The sequence below is a fragment of the Dickeya zeae NCPPB 2538 genome (assembly GCF_000406165.1).
Lineage (GTDB): Bacteria > Pseudomonadota > Gammaproteobacteria > Enterobacterales > Enterobacteriaceae > Dickeya > Dickeya zeae.
In genome coordinates this window covers 1,421,008-1,440,198 of record NZ_CM001977.1, presented here as the reverse complement: position 1 = coordinate 1,440,198, position 19,191 = coordinate 1,421,008, and the positions used below count along the sequence as shown (strand labels likewise).

16 protein-coding genes and 1 pseudogene are annotated in these 19,191 nt (G+C 49.5%); 9 read left to right on the top strand and 8 right to left on the bottom strand.

Annotated features, from left to right (window positions below):
• Window positions 1–95: 95 nt before the first annotated feature.
• Together DZE2538_RS06435 and DZE2538_RS06430 are read left to right on the top strand one after the other, a co-directional pair.
• Entirely contained in the window at window positions 96–1,025 is a 930-nt protein-coding gene (locus DZE2538_RS06435; RefSeq protein WP_152486126.1) for a hypothetical protein, read from the top strand.
• Between the two features lie 377 nt (window positions 1,026–1,402).
• Window positions 1,403–1,879, top strand: a complete 477-nt coding sequence (locus tag DZE2538_RS06430) for a WbuC family cupin fold metalloprotein (protein ID WP_012884037.1) — start codon at window positions 1,403–1,405, stop codon at window positions 1,877–1,879.
• Window positions 1,880–2,278: 399 nt separating this feature from the next.
• Here the strand turns inward: DZE2538_RS06430 and DZE2538_RS06425 are convergent, their stop codons facing one another.
• Window positions 2,279–2,683, bottom strand: coding sequence for a YybH family protein (locus DZE2538_RS06425; RefSeq protein ID WP_038915881.1), 405 nt, complete (start codon window positions 2,681–2,683; stop codon window positions 2,279–2,281).
• Window positions 2,684–2,859: 176 nt separating this feature from the next.
• Window positions 2,860–4,011 (bottom strand): NADH-dependent flavin oxidoreductase, encoded by a 1,152-nt coding sequence (locus tag DZE2538_RS06420; RefSeq protein WP_038915880.1) that lies wholly within the window; start codon window positions 4,009–4,011, stop codon window positions 2,860–2,862.
• Between the two features lie 156 nt (window positions 4,012–4,167).
• On the opposite strand from DZE2538_RS06420, the gene DZE2538_RS06415 reads away from it, so the two are divergent.
• Window positions 4,168–5,061, top strand: coding sequence for a LysR family transcriptional regulator (locus DZE2538_RS06415; protein ID WP_038915879.1), 894 nt, complete (start codon window positions 4,168–4,170; stop codon window positions 5,059–5,061).
• Between the two features lie 225 nt (window positions 5,062–5,286).
• Here DZE2538_RS06415 and DZE2538_RS06410 read toward each other — a convergent pair whose 3' ends face one another.
• Window positions 5,287–5,709 (bottom strand): hypothetical protein, encoded by a 423-nt coding sequence (locus tag DZE2538_RS06410; RefSeq protein WP_038915878.1) that lies wholly within the window; start codon window positions 5,707–5,709, stop codon window positions 5,287–5,289.
• Window positions 5,710–5,798: 89 nt separating this feature from the next.
• Here DZE2538_RS06410 and DZE2538_RS06405 point away from each other — a divergent pair, with 89 nt between their 5' ends.
• The 5 genes and pseudogenes from DZE2538_RS06405 to proP all read left to right on the top strand — a co-directional run bounded on the left by DZE2538_RS06405 (window position 5,799) and on the right by proP (window position 11,523).
• The gene (locus tag DZE2538_RS06405; protein WP_038915877.1) at window positions 5,799–6,473 is read left to right on the top strand and encodes a response regulator transcription factor; all 675 of its coding nucleotides are present in this window, start codon (window positions 5,799–5,801) and stop codon (window positions 6,471–6,473) included.
• A complete protein-coding gene (locus tag DZE2538_RS06400; protein ID WP_038915876.1) occupies window positions 6,470–7,852 on the top strand; it encodes a sensor histidine kinase in 1,383 nt (460 codons plus the stop codon). Before DZE2538_RS06405 ends, DZE2538_RS06400 begins: the two co-directional genes overlap by 4 nt.
• Before the next feature lie 482 nt (window positions 7,853–8,334).
• Window positions 8,335–8,544, top strand: a pseudogene (locus DZE2538_RS21440) (efflux RND transporter permease subunit); the annotation flags it as partial.
• Window positions 8,545–8,800: 256 nt separating this feature from the next.
• Window positions 8,801–9,457 (top strand): DUF2625 domain-containing protein, encoded by a 657-nt coding sequence (locus DZE2538_RS20205; RefSeq protein ID WP_071603563.1) that lies wholly within the window; start codon window positions 8,801–8,803, stop codon window positions 9,455–9,457.
• A 560-nt stretch (window positions 9,458–10,017) separates the two neighbouring features.
• Entirely contained in the window at window positions 10,018–11,523 is a 1,506-nt protein-coding gene (gene proP, locus DZE2538_RS06385; protein WP_038915873.1) for a glycine betaine/L-proline transporter ProP, read from the top strand.
• 146 nt (window positions 11,524–11,669) lie between these two features.
• Here proP and DZE2538_RS20200 read toward each other — a convergent pair whose 3' ends face one another.
• From DZE2538_RS20200 to DZE2538_RS06365, 5 genes are all read right to left on the bottom strand, one after another.
• Window positions 11,670–11,897: a DUF1272 domain-containing protein gene (locus DZE2538_RS20200; RefSeq protein WP_012884030.1), complete on the bottom strand. Its 228-nt coding sequence runs from the start codon at window positions 11,895–11,897 to the stop codon at window positions 11,670–11,672.
• A 46-nt stretch (window positions 11,898–11,943) separates the two neighbouring features.
• Window positions 11,944–13,257 carry an iron uptake transporter deferrochelatase/peroxidase subunit gene (efeB, locus tag DZE2538_RS06380; protein ID WP_038915872.1) on the bottom strand — a complete coding sequence of 438 codons (1,314 nt, stop codon included), beginning with the start codon at window positions 13,255–13,257 and terminating at the stop codon, window positions 11,944–11,946.
• A gap of 11 nt (window positions 13,258–13,268) precedes the next feature.
• Window positions 13,269–14,390 (bottom strand): iron uptake system protein EfeO, encoded by a 1,122-nt coding sequence (gene efeO / locus DZE2538_RS06375; protein ID WP_038913532.1) that lies wholly within the window; start codon window positions 14,388–14,390, stop codon window positions 13,269–13,271.
• 58 nt (window positions 14,391–14,448) lie between these two features.
• Window positions 14,449–15,294: an iron uptake transporter permease EfeU gene (gene efeU, locus DZE2538_RS06370; protein ID WP_023639325.1), complete on the bottom strand. Its 846-nt coding sequence runs from the start codon at window positions 15,292–15,294 to the stop codon at window positions 14,449–14,451.
• Window positions 15,295–15,558: 264 nt separating this feature from the next.
• Window positions 15,559–17,118 (bottom strand): sensor domain-containing diguanylate cyclase, encoded by a 1,560-nt coding sequence (locus DZE2538_RS06365; RefSeq protein ID WP_038915871.1) that lies wholly within the window; start codon window positions 17,116–17,118, stop codon window positions 15,559–15,561.
• 1,070 nt (window positions 17,119–18,188) lie between these two features.
• On the opposite strand from DZE2538_RS06365, the gene dgcN reads away from it, so the two are divergent.
• Window positions 18,189–19,181 (top strand): N-acetyltransferase DgcN, encoded by a 993-nt coding sequence (gene dgcN, locus DZE2538_RS06360; protein ID WP_038915870.1) that lies wholly within the window; start codon window positions 18,189–18,191, stop codon window positions 19,179–19,181.
• The last annotated feature ends 10 nt before the right edge of the window (window positions 19,182–19,191 follow it).

Here is a 19,191-nt window from a genome sequence, read left to right as displayed (position 1 = left end):
ATTTTAATAGTAGCGATGTTACTGTGTATGGTTTTTTGATATTATATTTGTATATTAAAATTAGAAGAAATCATTAATGTAAATAGGGGCTGATTTTGAAAATTGAATGGAAACAAGTTTTGCTATATGCATTAACTCCAGCTTTAATAGCCGGTTTCTTTTCTGTGCTGCCAAAATTATATGATATCGCCGTCGAACCAAAGGCAGAGCTTACATATTTAGTAACTAATGGTCCGGAAATTCAAGCGTCCGATAGTTTTCAAAGGATTATATCGATCACCATTAAAAATAGCGGAAAACGTTTCCTTACTAAAATATCTGCTGACTTAAGTATAAATAAAGGAGTTATCCAAGCATACAAACTATATGATCTCAAGGGGTTGGAGCCTAAAGTATCTTCTGCAAGTGATCTCTTGAAAATAGAACTGCAAAAAATGCATCCTGATGAACAATTCGTAATCTCTGCTTTGTTATCTAGCAATGAAAGTAATGTAAGCCCTGACTTTACTTTAAGAAGTGATGAGATACTTGGTGATATAAAGAAAAATTCCGATTCCAAGAAAGATAATTCCATATCTGGCGGGATACTTACTGGCGTGGCTGTTTTCATCATGTCCATAATATTTATGAGCCGACTTTCAACGTTAGGGGTTGGCTATAAGCAAGATTTTCTATTTTACATAATCGCTCGTCTGAGATTAACAGAAATCTCAAAAAAAATTGAATTGGATAATTCAAGTTTTACATATTTAAGAATGGCAGACATACTATTGATACATGGTTTGTCATGTGATGAACGCACTAAATTTATTACGGCTTTAAAAGCACTATTGTTAATTAAAGGCATGGCATCAGTATCTAAAGAGATAGTAATTAGCAATATTAAGACACTAGAGGGAGATAAATATAATCAGGATGAAATTAATAACTTGCTATCTAAATCAGTAGCCACAGGGAAAATTATTGATTTTAGAAGGTTAGTAGATGAGATTGTTGAAAAAGAAACTACACAAACTAATTGTTAGTAAATTCTATGAATGCGTGAAAGATTAGGCGTTATTTTTCCGCTATAGTTTTAAAACTATTTTGGATGGAATACTGTAACGTCTGCAACTCGCTCACAGCCGACATGATGGTCACGCAGCCTGTCCGCTGCGTGCCAGGAGCGGACATTACTATCGATAATATGTAATTTTCACCGAAGAGCAGAACATACCCCGTTGACACCATGCAATGAATGATCTGATACATAGGCGAAAAATTGATAAGCTATTTTCAGTAAAAGTAACAAATCCTGTTTCTGCTTTGGAAAGTTGAAACACTCATGATTAAAAGATATTGATAGCATAAAACCTCACGGCATCCGGGTTCCTGTGAGCGACCTACATTCACAAAGGCTAATATGAAACAAATTACGTTCAGTGATCTACAAGAACAAAGCGAACAGGCTGAAAATTCCCCTCGCTTACGTGCTCATCGTAATCTCCACCCTGAATTGAGCGATCCTGTTCAGCGCCTGGCTATCGCTATGGAACCGGGTACCTATGTTCGCCCTCACCGCCACCCGCACACGTTTGAGCTGCTGACATCCCTCATCGGACGCTTTTTGGTATTGAATTTTGATGACGAAGGCAACGTGACCCACCGCGTTGTGTTAGGTGAAGACTGCAAGGTGCTGGAAATGGATGCTGGGACCTGGCATGCAGTGTTGTCGATGGATAAAGGAGGCGTTATTTTTGAGGTAAAACACGGGGGTTACCAGCCAGTAGCTGAGCAAGATATGGCCCCATGGGCCCCCGCCGAAAACGAGCCGGGAACGGCTGAGTTGATGAAATGGTATGCACTGGCGCAAGTGGGTGATGGTGGTTTTACCCTGTAATTTTTGCTTTGAGCAGTGAATCGACACGGCATCGGTAGTCATCTTTTTAGCGCCAACTTCCGCTCCCCGCTCATATCGGACCTTTCGCTCATGTGCGTATTAAGGCTGGGGTCAGTATAAGCGCCATTGCGCGGAAGTTTAATACCACCCGGAGAACCATCCTCTGGGTAAAGGCAGGAAAAAATGATTCTGAATGCATGTACATACCCAATATTCCCGCGTTGACGGTCTGCTCAGTACTAAATATTTCGGAAACACAGATTTAGTCATGCCATAAACAGGGCGTCCGTCTTATGAAAAATCATAAAACGGACGCTTTAACATACTGATATTACTGAGATAGCATAGGCTGTTGCTGCCTTGTCCGCTACTCATCTTACCGTCAGTTCTGGGGCATACTTATGAACTTATCTTGGTAGTGCAGTATCGCGCAATCTTCCATGCTCCAGCAGCGGGCTTATGTAGCAGAAACAGCTCCTGATACGCTGCTGGAGTGACGATGCTCGTCGCGTTGTCTGTTTCTGTTCCTTCCGTCGCGCTTCGAACGAATGCCCAGTCGGGGCTGATTTGCTCCACTTCCTTTATTTCATATTTCATACTGAAGCCGGTTGTTTCAAATACGCTATGATAGGCCAGCTCAAGCTCATCCTTGCCTATTGACGCTGGCCTGCCCGGCCCCATAAGCACGCCATCATGAGTATAGGTTTCGATTAAAGCAGGAATGTCGGCACGATTGAATGCAGTCAGGTAAGCTACTGCTGCCGCTTCAATTTTCACCAGCTCTTCATTCAATGTCTTACTCATTATTATTCCTCACTAAGTGTGCGAGTGGTATCGGGATCCTGATTTTGGCAGCCATGAGTGTTGGCGACTTAAAACTCGCTGGACACGATACCCGATAAATTTATGCTGCAATGCAACCCCGTGTGTCTTCTATTCAGTATCTGCACTGCTAAGAAATGATTTGGATTTGATAAACGTTACTTGGTTGCCTGCTCATTCTCAGCCAGTGGAAACCAGCCCTCTGACTTCTGAATCATCCCCCAAAGTTTGTCCGGGATACTCAGAGCCGGTACAGAGGATGTATTGAGGGTATTCACAATTTCATCTGCGCGATTAGCTTTGGCCAGTGCGACCCAATCCGGATTAATAACCAGTGCCTGGCCGATTGCTGTTAATGAGAGGCCCAGGTCTAATGCTGCCTGGGCTTGCGCAGGTGTCCTCAATCCTCCTGCTGCAATCAAAGGAACGCGGTTGCCCACATGCTCAATAAGTAATTGTGTGGTCGTCTTACCGCGATCATCCTCTTTCGGCTTTCCATTGAGTACGTCGTGCAAAGAGGCGTGGATATAATCAACACCAGCGTTGACCAGAGCGTTAAGCAGCACCTTCGTATCGGCTATCCGTAAGCCTCCATCAGCATGTTCTTCTGGTGAAATACGATATCCCAAAGCAAATGGCCGATCCGCGTGAACCTCAATGACCTGCTTAATGGCCTGAACGACCGCCAGAGGGAAGTGAAGCCTTTTGTCCACAGAGCCGCCCCATTTGTCATCACGTTTATTAGCCAGGGGTGAGAAAAAATCCTGAAGGAGAAATCCATGCGCGCCATGCAGCTCAACGCCATCAAAACCAGCTTCGATGGCCCGCCGTGTTGCATCACCAAATGCCTTTATTATGCTTTCAATCTCACTATGTTCCAGAGCAGTGACAGCGTTTCCTCCTCGGTTAAACAGACCGGCGGGCACGTCCATCTCACTGGGGCCAACTATCCGACCGCTCGGAACGAGTTCTGGCACAGCCTTACTGCCAGCATGAAAGATCTGCAGGATGGCGGGAGCACCACCACTCTTCGCTGCTTGTGCCAGCTTGCGCAGGCTGGGGATGAAGCGATCATCGTAGGCAGCGAACTCATCGGTAAAGCCGATGCCTTCCGGGGTGACGTGCGTACATCCCGTAATGACCATACCAACATCTTTTGCACGCGCTCGTACAAAGGCTATTTCCTGATCGGAGATGGTCCCGTCTGGGTTTGCCGACCAGGTTGTCATCGGCGTCATGATGACGCGATTTCTGAGCGTCATACCATTCTTTAAGCGAAAAGTATCAAAGAGGGAATTTAAATAATTCACAAGATTTCCTCGGTATTAGAGCTGCTAAATTTTTTGACCCGGGAGGGCCAGGAAACAATGCATTCGCTTAACATAAAGGGGATTGATTAAGTAGACTAGATGCATAAAAACACTTAGCCTTATCATTTAAATGATAAATGATATAGAGAGGAAGCTTTGCGTCGCGACGAAATTGCGGATCTGACAGCGTTCGTGGTTGTTGCTGAAGAACGTAGCTTTACCAAAGCTGCCCTCCGGCTGGGGATGGCGCAATCAGCCCTGAGCCAGATAATTCGCCGTGTTGAGGAACGTCTGGGTCTACGACTTCTGGCACGCACGACACGAAGTGTTGCGCCAACAGAGGCTGGAGAGCGCCTGCTTGCGAAGCTTGGCCCGATGCTTCATGACCTCGACCTTATGATTAGCTCTCTCGGTGATCTGCGCGACCGGCCTTCCGGAACGATTCGGCTCACGACGGTGGAACATGCGGCAAAGACGATACTCATGCCTGCCATTAAGAGATTGCTACCAGAAAACCCAGAAATTCATATTGAAATCAATGTTGATCATGCACTGGTGGACATTGTGGCCAATCAGTTTGATGCTGGCATCCGCCTTGGAGGAGAGATCGACAGGGACATGATTGCTATGCGGATTGGTCCAGACATCCCAATGGCAATCGTTGCCAGTCCGGCCTATCTGACAAGATTTCCAGCGCCAAAAATACCCACTGAGATAGTCAATCATAACGTCATCAACTTCCGGCTGCCAACATCTGGCACAGTAATAGGATGGCGCCTTATGAGTGACGGACGTGAAATAAAAGTTAAAGGTAAAGGACAACTGGTCGTGAATACTATTGAGCTACTGGTCAACGCAGTGCTTGATGGTCATGGTCTGGGATATATCCACCTTGACCAGGTGCAGGGTTTTATAGACAGCGGAGAACTTATCCAGGTACTCGATACATTCACGCCGGACATACCGGGTTATCATCTTTACTATCCTAATCGCAGGCACCACTCTTCTGCGTTCTCTTTACTCGTAGAAACGCTCCGATATCGCCACTAATCTGTTATGTATTTTGCGATGGAAACTTTCCTGTATATCTATAAACCGTTCAACTTCAATCTCTAACTCAAAACAGAATTCTAGCAGTTCCAGAATTTTATTTTTAATCAAATAGCAGGGTAATCTATTAAAGTACAAATAAATGCAAAAGCCCCACAAACCATACGGGGCTTTATCATGTTCAGACATTTTTAAACTGAGGACTTACATTAAAAACTCAGTGAATTAATCAAACTTCATATTCAGGACGGTGCCGTTTGACGTTGTACAGGTGCCTGTTGCCACATCACCGGGCATTTTATAGGCACAGCGCATTTTTCCGCCATTGCTGCCTTTGGCTTCAATGACGTTGTTTGCGTTCTGTCCTGTATAGGTTTCGTTTTTGTATGTGATGTTCAGTCTTCCGCTACGGTCCAGCGTACCTACAGGCTGAGAGAAGTCGCTACCGGGTCCGGCAAGGTAAAATTTGTATTCATCCTTTATTGATGCCTGCATTGAAGAGCAGCCTGCGATGGTTAACGCTGCAGCTGCAGCCATGCCCAGTTTGATGATGTTCACAATAAATCTCCTTGCTTGAATCAATAATTTTGTCCGGAGGACCAAATCAACCTTAATTACGCTGGCAATGTTACTTTTCCAACCTGTCATTAGTCTGTCCTGTCGAAAATTTTTATAATTATGAACCCCATGATTTAGTTGATAAAATATTCGAATTAATAGGTTAACTGGCACTGAAAATGAAAATTTTACTCGTTGAAGATGAGCCAGAAATGGCAGAAGTGCTTGCCGAAGCACTGAGTCATCACCATTTCCTGACAGACCATGCCGGGACGCTTGCTGAAGCATCTGAAGCTATTGCTCAATACGGTTACGACTTAGTTATTCTGGACCGGCAACTCCCGGGTGGAGATGGCATTGAACTTATCAGAAGCATGAGAGCGGCAGGTAAAACGTATCCAGTGCTTGTCCTGTCGGCCAGAGGTGACATCACCGATAAAATCGCAGGGCTTGATGAAGGAGCCGATGACTACCTGGCTAAGCCTTTTGATTTTTCGGAGCTTCTTGCCCGTATTCGGGCATTGATCAGAAGGCCATCGACGTTACAGGATGACGTAGTTACCGTGGGTTCCCTGACGTTCGATCACATTAACGGCGAAGCCAGCGTAAACGGTGCTGTTATTCGTCTCACCCGAAGGGAAACACTTTTGCTCGATTCGATGGTGCGTCGCTTTGGACGGGTGGTGTCACGGGAAACGCTTATGTCCTCAGTCTTCTCGTTTAATGATCAGGTTCAGCCCAACGCTCTCGATCTGCACATCTCCAGGCTCAGGCACAAACTGACCGAGGCCGGAAGTGGTCTTAAAATTAATGTCGTGCGCGGCGTTGGTTACTTTATGAATGAGGAATCATGAAACTGTTTAAACCGCGCTCTCTGCGCTGGCATCTGACATCAAGAATCATCATTGCCCAGATATTTTTCCTCATCTTCCTTGCAGTGTTACAACTCATTGGCGAGGCTTATTTCATTTCTGCGGGAAAAATTAATAACGGCACAAACCCCTGGGCAGCGGCAAACGCAGTTGCGGAGTCCACATTTCGAAATGCAGGGGGCAAATTAGAGGTTAACGCCAGTCCCCAGTTGAAAGCCTATCTGAAGCACTTTCCCGGCTTCTGGTACGTAATAAGAGACAAAGCTGGCCAGCAACTCCAATACGGTACAATCCCCGTTGGTATCGCATCCGCCATACCTGCTATGGACGCCGTCGCTTATGCTGACCTCGGGCAAGATATCAATAAAGATGGTGCACCCGCAGGTACCATCCAGTGGGCTCACTCGCCTGCCGGCGTTATCAAGATAATGACCACCCCGAATATTCCGGTCACCTTTTTGCAGGCCATCAGGCTTTCAGGTGTAAAAAATATCGTGATCGTCATTTTTCTCTCCTTCGTCATTATCATTGCTATGCTGATTGTCATGCCATGGGTGGTCAGGCGTGCACTGACCGGCATTAATCGGGCCGCCGCAGACGCCAGAAAAATTGACTATACGAAAGCGGGAATCCGCTTAAAAAGTAGTGAAGTTCCGTCAGAAATATCCCCCTTTATTGATACAGTGAACAGTGCTTTTGACAGGCTGGATAAAGGTCTGGAATCCCAGAAACGATTTCTCATAGATGCCGCCCATGAGCTGAGGACACCTATCACAATTCTCAATACAAGACTGTCAACACTTCCGCCCGGCCCACTCAAAAATCGCCTACTGGCGGACACAGCCCGTCTGACCGTGCTGACAGGGCAACTGCTGGATGTGCACCGTATTCAGGAAGGCAATATGAAACCTGAGAAAGTTGACCTGATAAAGCTGGCAGAGCGTGTGGTAGCTGATAACGCGCCGCTCGCAATCAGCGCAGGCTATGATATTGCTTTCGATGCGCAAGCAAATGAAGTCTGGACGATGGCTGATGCTCTCGCGATTGAGCGGGCGCTGACAAACCTCATTCAGAATGCCATTAAATACGGAGGCCATTCTGGCCTGATATCGGTATCTGTCGGGTCTGAAGGCTCTATTGACGTCCGGGACGAAGGTAAAGGCATTCCCGTCTCTGAGCGTGAAAGAGTATTTGAGCCATTTCACAGACTGATACACGACGGCAAAGGGACCGGTTTAGGTCTCGATCTGGTCAGAAAAATTATGGATTTACACAGTGGAGCCGCAGAACTTGTTTATGGCGAAAATCATTCCTATGGTGCTCATTTCAGACTCCGGTTTAATTACGTTGAAATAAGTTAACGTTCCCTTTCCTTAATGCGCCTGAAGATAAAAACCTCACTTTACGGGTGAATATGACATTTCCTGAGAGCTCAGAGCATAAACTGCTGATGGGCTGATATCGCGTTAATCTGATATTACTCTCTCAAATCTTCTGTATATAAAGCAAGCGCTTAATAAGGGATAACAGACTAATGACAGGTTAGCCTGTCATTATGCGACTGGAATCAAATCTTCAAGGTTTTATTTCTTATTGGCCGCAATTTAGTAGAACTGAATGTATATTGCGGGCTTTTTTACTGCTTCACGCAGCGGTAAGTTTGCTGTTGTCGAAGGGACGTTTATTTTTTGAAATCCTGTGCAAACAATCTCTGCAAACTTTTTCGCCGCTCTGGACGCAGCCTGAGCAGAATGTTTTTAGCGTGGCAGGGCTGGACCATTGCCTGCTGTCAGGAATTTATGGATTTCTTTTTCAGAGGAACAATCAGGTGAAGAAAGTTGTGCTGGCCGTGGTGCCGCTGATGGTGGCGTCCGGTGCCAGCGCCGAAAACCAGCACGCCATCGGTACCGGCGTGTTCGGCGGCATGATCAGCGCTACCGTGCTGGCAGTGTTTTTCGTACCGGTGTTTTTTGTGACGGTGATGCGGATACAAGAGCGCTACAACCACTGGCGTGAAAAACGCCGGACAACACACGTAAACACCCCACACTAACCCCATCAAAGCGGCGACAGGCTGGAAAGCGACGGCACGTCGCCGCTCTCATTGTGCGGTTCTTATCACGCCATGACCGCCAGATACGATTCTTGTGTGTTTGGAACAGAACCTGCTGCCCTGTCTGCTTTGTGCCAGGAGGGAAGTCACTAATCAAATGCTATTTTAAAGGTAACATGTTGAGTTTTATATTCAGATTATCGGAAGATAATACACTTAATAAAATGCAGCAGAATAGTGTGAAATAGGACAATGAATGCGGGAACTAACTGAATTAATCGATCAGCAGAGATCTGGCTGGCTTATCGTGGAGCAATGGCTGACAGATGCAGCCAACAACTATAAAGTACTCCCATGTAATCCAACTCTCGCGAAATCTGAGTTACATCAGCTTCAGGTGACAACATTCTCTCCGCTGGGTGCTGTTCTATTCGAAACAGGAGGCATAATTGTTGATAGTGGTTGGTTGAGGATTTTAGGCTCCGGCCATTCCATGTTGCCACGTACTCTGGCGTCCTGGACACGGTCAGTAACAACAGATCGGACGTTTCAGGCATTCTTAATTGCTGATGATGTATCCGGTGGATTTTTTGCACTTAACGGAGGTGAATTCGGTAAAGATCACGGTGGGGTATATTATTTCGCACCGGATACGCTCGAATGGGAGAGCCTTGATACTAACTATTCAGGTTTCCTGCATTGGGCACTTTGTGGAGATTTGGATTTATTCTATAAAAACGTACGCTGGACAGGTTGGCGAGAAGAAACGACTTCAATGAATTATGACGTAGTTTACTCCTTCTATCCTTTTCTTTGGACTGAACCGCAGTTGTCTATAGAACAGCGTTCGCGGGTTACTGTGCCTGTTGAAGAGCACTGGTCATTGTGCCAGAACTTACAACAAAATATCTGACAAACTTCCGCTACTCACAACTCACAGCAGACATCCATCACTTACAACGTCCGCACAACGTCTCCCCCACCTTATTGACATCAAACACAACTACTCCCCTTTGCTTTTCCAGCTAAATCCGTGGTCATCCCCCCATGTCAGCCACCGTAAAATCCCACCCAACACCAGCATAAAACACCAATAAAAAGCCAATAACTCGACATTTAAAACCACATAAAATATCAAAAAATGTCTATTATTTTTATAAATTAAAAAATTGTGATATTATTAACGATATTGCGTATTGAAGATGCCTGCCAGAGCGGTATCACCGCAGGACGTGATACGCGATCACGCTAGGTCAACATCACTCTGATGACCCGACCCGGCGGATGCTCAAGGGGGAGGATGAGAGGGTGTCGCACCACCATCACCGATGGGAAGCGCATGCCACCGGCAAGCGCGCCAAACTCTCTCACCACACTACCCAATAGCACCTGACGTCATACCCGGCCAGATGGTGTTTTCCCCACGCTTCACCTCCCTTTTCATGTCACGATAATAAAAAGGTTAGTTACTTTATGAAATTGAAGAGAAAACGTGTAAAACCCATTGCGCTGGACGATGTCACCATTATTGATGACAGTCGTCTGCGTAAAGCCATCACCGCCGCCGCACTCGGCAACGCCATGGAATGGTTCGATTTTGGCGTCTACGGCTTCGTTGCCTATGCGCTGGGCCAGGTGTTTTTCCCCGGTGCCGACCCCGGTGTACAGATGATCGCCGCACTCGCGACCTTCTCGGTACCGTTCCTGATTCGTCCACTGGGTGGCGTGTTTTTCGGCGCATTAGGGGACAAGTACGGCCGCCAGAAAATCCTCGCTATCACTATCATCATTATGTCGATCAGTACCTTTTGTATCGGGCTGATTCCCTCGTATGAACGCATCGGTATCTGGGCCCCTATCCTGCTGCTGCTGGCTAAAATGGCGCAGGGGTTCTCCGTCGGCGGCGAATATACCGGCGCGTCAATTTTCGTGGCGGAGTATTCACCCGATCGCAAGCGCGGTTTTATGGGAAGCTGGCTGGATTTCGGTTCTATCGCCGGGTTCGTGCTGGGTGCTGGCGTCGTGGTGCTGATTTCTACACTTATCGGCGAACAGGCGTTTCTGGAATGGGGTTGGCGTTTGCCGTTCTTCCTGGCGCTGCCGCTCGGCATCATCGGCCTGTATCTGCGTCATGCACTGGAAGAAACTCCGGCTTTTCAGCAACATGTCAACAAACTGGAGCAAGACAGCCGCGATGGGCTCACCAGCGGGCCTGGAACCTCGTTTCGGGATATTGCGACCCATCACTGGAAAAGCCTGCTGGTGTGTATTGGGTTGGTGATAGCCACCAATGTGACCTATTACATGCTGCTGACCTACATGCCCAGCTATCTGTCGCACAGCCTGCATTATTCAGAAAACCACGGCGTGCTGATCATCGTCGCGATTATGATTGGCATGCTGTTCGTACAACCGATGATGGGGCTGCTTAGCGACCGCTTCGGCCGCAAGCCGTTTGTGATTATCGGTAGCATCGCCCTGTTTGTGCTGGCGATACCGAGCTTTATGTTGATCAACAGCAACATGATCGGCCTGATTTTCGCCGGTCTGCTCCTACTGGCGGTGATCCTGAACGCGTTTACCGGGGTGATGGCATCAACCCTACCGGCCTTGTTTCCCACCCCGATTCGTTACAGCGCACTGGCCAGCGCCTTTAACATTTCGGTCTTGATAGCCGGTCTGACGCCAACCCTCACCGCCTGGCTGGTCGAGATCAGCCATAACCTGTATATGCCTGCGTATTACCTGATGGTGATCGCCGTCATCGGCCTGTTGACCGGCCTGTTTATGAAAGAAACGGCCAACAAACCGCTGAAAGGTGCCACCCCAGCCGCATCCGACCTGTCAGAAGCCAAAGCGATTCTGCGAGAGCATCACGACAGTATTGAACAGAAAATTGACGAACTCGCCCGGCAGATCGCCGAGCTGGAAGAGAAACGCAACCTGCTGATAGCACAGCATCCGCGGATTAATGGCTAGCAGGCATGCCTATATAAAACAACATGCCCGTCGGCCAGAGAGACGACGGGCATGTTTTACGCGTTAATGCACATGTTACAGGCTAACTCACCATCAACGGCAAGCCTGAAAGCCTATGGCCGACCTGCCACCATGCCATACGCCCACTAGCGAGCAAGTACCCGTCGGGTCGATGCCGGGTTATTCACCAGCTTTTCCGCCGGTCGGATCGGGCGGCGAACCAGTTCACCGCCACAATTGGGGCAGTGCCCGTTGAGTTTATCCTGCGCACAATCGGCGCAAAACGTGCACTCAAACGAACAAATCCGCGCTAGCAATGAGTCCGGCGGTAGATCGACATCACAGCATTCGCAGTTGGGGCGTAACTCCAGCATGGTGTGTGCTCTCCGGTTTTTCAGGGATGATTTCTGATCACTGACTTTACGCGCTCAGTAAGCCGCTCGCCAGCCAGTCATCCGTGCTTTTTATCCCCGGTAGCACGAAGAAATAGCCACCGCCGATCGGTTTGATGTACTCCTCCAGCGGCTCACCATTAAGCCGTTTTTGCACGGTCAGGAAACCTTTTTCCAAATCGGCCTGATAGCACACGAACAACAGCCCCATATCCAGCTGGCCGGAATTGGATACCCCCAGCGAGTAGCTGTAGCCACGGCGCAACATCAGGTTGGCACGGGTCTCCGGCGTGCGCGGGTTAGCCAGACGGATGTGCGCGTCCAGCGGGATCACTTTCCCCTCCGGGTCACGGCTGTAATCCGGCTCATCATGTTCATTCACCATACCCAGCGGCGCACCGCTGTGCTTGTCCCGCCCGAAAATGGTTTGCTGCTCCTGCAACGGTGTGCGGTCCCAGAACTCCACATGAAAACGGATGATGCGCGCTGCCTGATAGCTGCCCCCTGTCGCCCATGCAGGCTCGCCAGATGCCGCATCGACCCACACTATCTGGTTCATCAAGGCGTCATCCCCGGTGTTGGGGTTGGCGGTGCCGTCTTTGAAACCCAGCAGGTTAACCGGCGTTTCGTTGCCTTTGCTGCGCGCGGCGTGTGCGGAGATAAATCCTTCACGCTTCCAGCGCACGCTGAGCAGGTCCGGCGTTTGTTTGATGATGTCACGCAGCGCATGCAGTACCGTTTCGTTGGTATTGGCACAGATTTGCAACAACAGATCACCATGACACAGGCTAGCGTCCAGCGAATCGTTGGGAAAACGGGTCATGCGTTGCAGCTTCAGCGGCTTGAGTGCCTGCAAACCAAAACGTTCGTCAAACAGTGATCCACCGACCGACACGGTGATGGTGAGGTTATCCGGGTAGATCTCCGGCCCCATGATGCCGGAATCCAGCGGTGGCAAGCGCGGGTCTACATCCGGCACGTTGCCCCCTTGCGTCAAAAACGCAATACGCTGGGTCAGCAAGCGAAACAACCGAACCAGGTCGGCTTTGTTGGTCGCCAGCACATCAAACGCTACCAGCATCATCGCCGCCTGTTGTGGCGTGACGACACCCGCCTGATGTTCACCCAGAAACGGCTGCTTTTCCCAGCGTTCATCCTGCACTGCCTGCGGCTTTTCTTCCGCCTGCGCCAGCCGGTCCGCACCGAGCGCCAGCGCACCGCCCATCATCCCCAGCCCTTGTAATAAGCGACGGCGTGACGGTGAAGCCAGGTCAGGATGAGCCGGACACGCGGAGGGATGAGAAGACTTCGGCCCGCCTTGCGGGCCCGTGGTATGACTCATGATCGCTCGCCTCAATCCAGCCCAAGCACGCCGCGCAACTGTGCCAAATCTTCCGCCAGCGTCGTGATCGGCCCTTTCAGCGCCGTGCGATCGGCATCGCTCAGCTTCTCGTAAGACGCAAATCCGTCTTTGGTTTTGTACTTCGCCAGTACGCTATCAACGGTTTTGAAATTGGCGTCAACTTTGCCCAGCAACGTCGGATTGGCCTTCTCCAGCAACGGACGCAGCAGGTTAACAATCTTCTGCGCGCCATCAACGTTGGCCTGGAAGTCCCACAAGTCGGTACGGCTATAACGATCTTCCTCGCCGCTGATCTTGGTTGCCGCCACTTCTTCAATCAGGCCTGCGGCACCACCTACCACTTTATTCGGCGGGAAGGTCAGGCTGGCGATACGTTTTTGCAATTCCTGGGTATCGGCGTTGAGTTGGTCGGCGTAATGCTCCATCCCTTTGGTGGAGTGATCGGCGAACAGCGCCTTCTCAAGGCGGTGGAAACCGGTGAATTTCGGGTCATCGGCTTTCTTCTCGTAGTCGTCTTCGCGGGCGTCAATACTCCCATCCAGATCAGAGAACAGTTCGGCAATCGGCTCAATACGCTCGTAGTGCTGACGGGTCGGCGCATACAGTTTGCGCGCTTCATCCAGCTTACCGGCCTTGATGGCGGCCGTGAACAGCTTGGTCTGCTGAACCAACGCGTCCACTTCTTTGGTCACATACACCTTGTATTCGGCGATAGGCCCGACCAGGTCCAGTACGTTGGTTTTGGCCGTAGTCGCCTCGGCGCTGGCGGTGACCACCAGCTTACCTTTCGGGTTGCTGAGCAACCCGCAGGTCATGTCATACTCACCCGGCTCCAGATTCGCGGTCATCTTTTGGGTAAAGCCCGGCGCGATGTTTTCACGCTCTTCCACCACCATCACCCCTTTGAGGATTTCCCACTCCAGGTTTTTCTGGCTGGCGTTGGTGACCACAAACTGTGTTTTACCCGCTGCGACCGTCACCTGCATTGGCTCGCACTGTTTGTCATTGACGGTTATCTTAACCTGCGCAATATCCGCAGCCAGCACACCAAACGCAGGCATAACCAGCAGAGCGGCACACAGCGCCGTACGACGAAAAACAGGTGTAGACATAGACGTATCCCTTTTTGCATTCATTGTTTATGGTGATAGTTTCTTAAAATTCGAATGATTAGTGATGATGCTTACGTGCCGTTGCCATCTCACTCGGCTCCATGCGCTGGGGCAGGAAAAAAAACACCAGCGCTGGGATCAGGTACAGGAAATAGACCACCACTTCACTGACCGTCGGGGTTTCCTGATAACCGAACAAGCCTTCTAACACGGTGCCAAACAGGGTGTGGGTCGATAGCGTGGCGCTGAAATCAAACGCTATCTGCTGAAATTGATTCCACAACCCGGCTTCATGAAAAGCGCGGATCGCCCCGGCGGCCAGACCGGCGGCAACAAACAAAATGAACAGGCTGCTCCATTTGAAGAAACGGGCCAGATGCAGTTTCACACCGCCCCAGTAGATCATCACGCCGACCGCAATGGCGCACACAAGCCCAAGCACCGCGCCGATCGGCGCGTAAATACCGACATCCTGCTGGAAAGCGGCCAGCAAGAAGAACACTGATTCCAGCCCTTCACGCGCCACGGCGAAGAACACCATCGCCACCAGCGCCCACCCTTGACGCTTGCTGGCGCTGAGCGCCTGATCGATTGCCCCTTCCAAATGAACGCGCACCGAGCGAGAGACTTTGCGCATCCAGAACACCATGTAAGTGAGGATGACCACCGCTACCACTGCCACGATCCCTTCAAACAGCTCCTGCTGTTTTTGCGGAAACTCACCGGTAGTGGCGTTGATAAAGACCCCGAGTGCCAGACATAACGCCAGCGCCAGTACCACCCCCGCCCAGACGGCTCCCAGCCACTGTTCGCGCTGGGTACGCTTCAGGTAGCTGGCAATCAGACTGACGATCAGTGCGGCCTCCAGACCTTCACGGAACATAATCAGTAACGGCACAAACATGGATGGATACTCCTTAAGACAGCCTGCACATACCTGCAGCCGCAAATGATGCGAATCACACAAATAATGATAATAGTTCTTATTAATACAAAAAGGGAAGGAGGGAGTAACTCAATTTTTTCTAATCAAATATTTCAATGCGATCAGTGATACGGGTCAGCGACAAGGCGGATATCACGACCAGTTAATGGCAGTTTAATTTATTAAAAATCAATATTTTACATGGAAAAGTCAATGAACACGTCTGGCAATCATCCACCGACATTACAGTCGTACGCAACGGTTGCGGCCTTTCTTCTTCGCCAGATATAACGCCTGATCGGCCCCCTCTTTCAGACGCTGAATATCGCAAGGGTTGTCGTTGGAATGTGAATAAACACCTACGCTCACCGTCACCACCTGCTCAGGCAGTAGCGACGCTTCATGCGGCAATGCGCAACGGCGTATATTCTCCACCACTTTCTCACCGTATACCGCAGCCTGTTCACCATTCATCCCAGGCAAAATAATCGCAAACTCCTCACCGCCATAGCGAGCCGCCAGCGCGTTGTCCGGCAACGGCAGGCTGTTCAATACGCTGCCCAGTTGGTTAAGGCAACGGTCGCCTAAAACATGGCCGTAGGTATCGTTGTAACGCTTGAAGAAATCCACATCCAACATAATCAATGACAACGGCCCACCTTCATCACGAGCACGGTTCAGCGACTGCTCCAGGTAGAGATCGAAACGCCGACGGTTAGCCAGTTTGGTGAGTGGGTCGATCAGGGCCAGTTTTTGCAAAATTTTATTCTTGTCGGTTTCCTCCTGATGCAGACGACTAATCGCATCCTTGTTCTTTACCGTCTGCCGGACTTGCTTTAAAACAAAGTTCCCCAGGAAAAACATGGCGAGTAACACCATGAGATTAATCACTATCGCCGATATATTTTCCTTCAGCCAGCGCGCCTGTAATACCTCTCGCTCCAGACTTGCCGCCACCACCAGCGGATAACGATCCAGTTTGACATAACCGACAATACGCACCTTGTTGTCCAACGTAGTGCGCCAGATCCCCGTGCCGCTGCCCTGCTCCAGCCGGGATTTTTCAAACAGGCCACCGTCAGAGAAGTTACTGTTAATGTATTGTTCCCTATTGGGATAGAGGTAGATGGCATGCCCGTCAGCATTCATCAATGACAGCACACCGTTATAATCCAAAATGAAATAACTGTAGAAATTACCGAAGTAATTGTGATCGATAGAGGCAAGGAAAACGCCCTTGAATTCACCGTTCGGCCCATTGATTCGTTTTGCCACCGGGATAATACGTTTGCCGGTCAGCGCGCTGGTGGTCACCTTACCGATAAATAGCGATGTCGTATTATGTTCCTTGAGCCAGGAAAAATATTCCCGTCGGCTGGCATTATAGATATACAGCGGCCCTTTGCCGGTAGATGAAACCAGCGTCCCATTCTTGTCAAAGAGGTAGAACCCGACTAATTGCGGCAATACCGAACGGTGGGCATCAAGTACACTTTTGACCTGCATGGAATCCAGCATGCCGGTTTGTGATAATTCCCGCAGCATGTCGTCAATAGCCACTTCAATGGGGACAAAGGTATCCTGTGCCTGACGTGACATCGCCACGGATAAATTGACGACCGTTTTCTCTGCATGCATCAACAGACGGTGATACGAGTTCCAGAAATTCCAGACGCTACTGGTAATAAAAATCAGGCTACAGGCCACCAGAAACACCACGGTAGCCATGCCGGGAGAAGAACGAAAAGGCAATGCGCGAAGGAAACGCAAAACACTGGACTGAAAATTATTATTATCTGACATAGACGTTCTCAGTAGGGCCAACAACTTATCTATACCCGTCATACTTCACGTTGCAGGTGTGTTGTGTGTGCAGGTCTCTTGCATATTGAACAACACCGCACACGGGTGCAACAAAGTCAGGCAGCAGCGCCACTGAGGCGTCTGCTATCTACAATAGGCGGTGTCGTCATGCTACCCGATACTTCAGGCGCTGTCCTGCTGGCGCCACCGCTTACACCACCGTTCCAGATACATAAACACAAGACGGCCATCATGCTCTCGCCATCTTGCGTCAGGTTGCTGGCATCATAGCGGCCGTACGGTTATCTCTTCTTTCTGATACCTGAGTGTACACGGCATCAGCATGTATTTTCTGATCCCTGCACATTTCTGATCCATTTCAGTGCAGCCCATTCACCCGACATCATCACCAGCGTTCGCGTCTGCACGCTAGCTGTGCCTTTTATTAACGCGACAATGATAGCTCTTTTAGATTATTTTAACATTTCAAGAAAAAAGACAGATGCTTTTTTCTGATAATGTGCAGCAGCCCCAAAATAATGCAATTAGCGCACTGAAATAAACAAACTTAATTCTATCGACCTCTCGTTTTATAAAAAACTGTCGACCATTTCATTTTCAATTTCCGGCAGATTTTTACATCAAAAAAGAAACCAAACCAATCATACTAAGCGCATAAAAAACCGATAAGCTAGAATATAGTTCTTATTTTTAACCGTCATTGACAATATAAAACTGCTTGATAGTATCAAAGAACAGCACGTCGACTTTATTCTTCAATCTTATTCTTTTTCAAAAAAGACGGCGGCGTTCATTATTTTTATGATTTTAATTATCTATACCCTAAATAATTCGATTTGCAGGACAACACCATGTGTTGGCCCTTTAGGGCAAGGCTTGTTCGAGCCTTGTAACACAGCCTGGCACGCCCTACAGCGCGAGACTCATTGATAGGCCAGGTAATCCGGCAAACTGAAATATGACGAATATATACCTCTTACTCATGGATTTATCCACGTGTAGATGGCGGCCTTTTCTCTTTGTTTTTTATTTTCATGATGGAGTTGGCGATGACAATCAAAAAACCGTATTTGTTGTTTCTGGGTGATGCCCATGACCAGTTGGCCGCCAAAGTGGCGATAGGCATTAAACAATGGCATCCGGAATACTGTGTCGGCCAGTATCGCATGTCAGGATGCCAGGCGGATTGCGGCCTGCCTGATATGACACTTGAGGAGGCATGGGCAGCAGGCGCACGTACGCTGGTGATCGGCGTAGCAAACCGCGGTGGTATCATTTCTGATGCCTGGGTAGCCATACTGCGTCAGGCACTGGAGTACGGCATGGACCTGGCGGCTGGCCTGCACAATAAACTGGCGGATGTAGCGGAACTCAGCGAACTGGCCACCCGGCTCGGGCGCTCACTGTTTGATGTGCGCCATCCGACCCAGCATTTCCCGGTAGCCAGTGGCCGCAAACGCAGTGGCAAACGTCTGTTGCCGGTCGGCACCGACTGCTCCTGCGGGAAAATGTACACCGCGCTGGCCATTGAACAGGCACTGCTGGCTCGCGGCGCTCATGCCACCTTTCGAGCCACCGGCCAGACCGGCATTCTGATTTCCGGTGCGGGTGTGAGTATTGACGCGGTGGTGTCTGACTTTATCGCCGGTGCGGTGGAAACCCTCGCCCCCGATAACGACGCTGACCACTGGGATATTATCGAAGGTCAGGGATCGCTGTTTCATCCCTCTTTCGCCGGGGTAACCACCGGTATTATCCACGGCGCCCAGCCCGACGCGCTGGTGCTGTGCCACGAACCAACCCGCACCCATATGCGGGGCGTGGACTATCCGCTGCCGGACTTGCAAGCCTGTATTGACCTCAATCTGGCGATGGCGCGGTTAACCAACCCACACGCTCGCTTCGTTGGGGTCTCTATCAACAGTGCGCAGTTAAGCGAAGCGGACGCGCTGGCTTATATGGCGAAACTGGAACAACAACTGGGATTGCCGGTGGTTGACCCCTTCCGTCAGGGTGTGTGCCGCATCGTCGACCAACTGTAAGGACCACATG

Excerpts from the sequence above, each read along its gene's own strand:
- DZE2538_RS06430 (WP_012884037.1), top strand. The coding sequence starts at position 1,403 with ATGAAACAAATTACGTTCAGTGATCTACAAGAACAAAGCGAACAGGCT.
- efeB (WP_038915872.1), bottom strand. The coding sequence starts at position 13,257 with ATGAGTCATACCACGGGCCCGCAAGGCGGGCCGAAGTCTTCTCATCCC.
- efeO (WP_038913532.1), bottom strand. The coding sequence starts at position 14,390 with ATGTCTACACCTGTTTTTCGTCGTACGGCGCTGTGTGCCGCTCTGCTG.
- proP (WP_038915873.1), top strand. The coding sequence starts at position 10,018 with ATGAAATTGAAGAGAAAACGTGTAAAACCCATTGCGCTGGACGATGTC.
- efeU (WP_023639325.1), bottom strand. The coding sequence starts at position 15,294 with ATGTTTGTGCCGTTACTGATTATGTTCCGTGAAGGTCTGGAGGCCGCA.
- DZE2538_RS06410 (WP_038915878.1), bottom strand. The coding sequence starts at position 5,709 with ATGACAGGTTGGAAAAGTAACATTGCCAGCGTAATTAAGGTTGATTTG.
- DZE2538_RS06365 (WP_038915871.1), bottom strand. The coding sequence starts at position 17,118 with ATGTCAGATAATAATAATTTTCAGTCCAGTGTTTTGCGTTTCCTTCGC.
- DZE2538_RS06400 (WP_038915876.1), top strand. The coding sequence starts at position 6,470 with ATGAAACTGTTTAAACCGCGCTCTCTGCGCTGGCATCTGACATCAAGA.
- DZE2538_RS06405 (WP_038915877.1), top strand. The coding sequence starts at position 5,799 with ATGAAAATTTTACTCGTTGAAGATGAGCCAGAAATGGCAGAAGTGCTT.
- DZE2538_RS06425 (WP_038915881.1), bottom strand. The coding sequence starts at position 2,683 with ATGAGTAAGACATTGAATGAAGAGCTGGTGAAAATTGAAGCGGCAGCA.
- DZE2538_RS20200 (WP_012884030.1), bottom strand. The coding sequence starts at position 11,897 with ATGCTGGAGTTACGCCCCAACTGCGAATGCTGTGATGTCGATCTACCG.
- dgcN (WP_038915870.1), top strand. The coding sequence starts at position 18,189 with ATGACAATCAAAAAACCGTATTTGTTGTTTCTGGGTGATGCCCATGAC.
- DZE2538_RS20205 (WP_071603563.1), top strand. The coding sequence starts at position 8,801 with ATGCGGGAACTAACTGAATTAATCGATCAGCAGAGATCTGGCTGGCTT.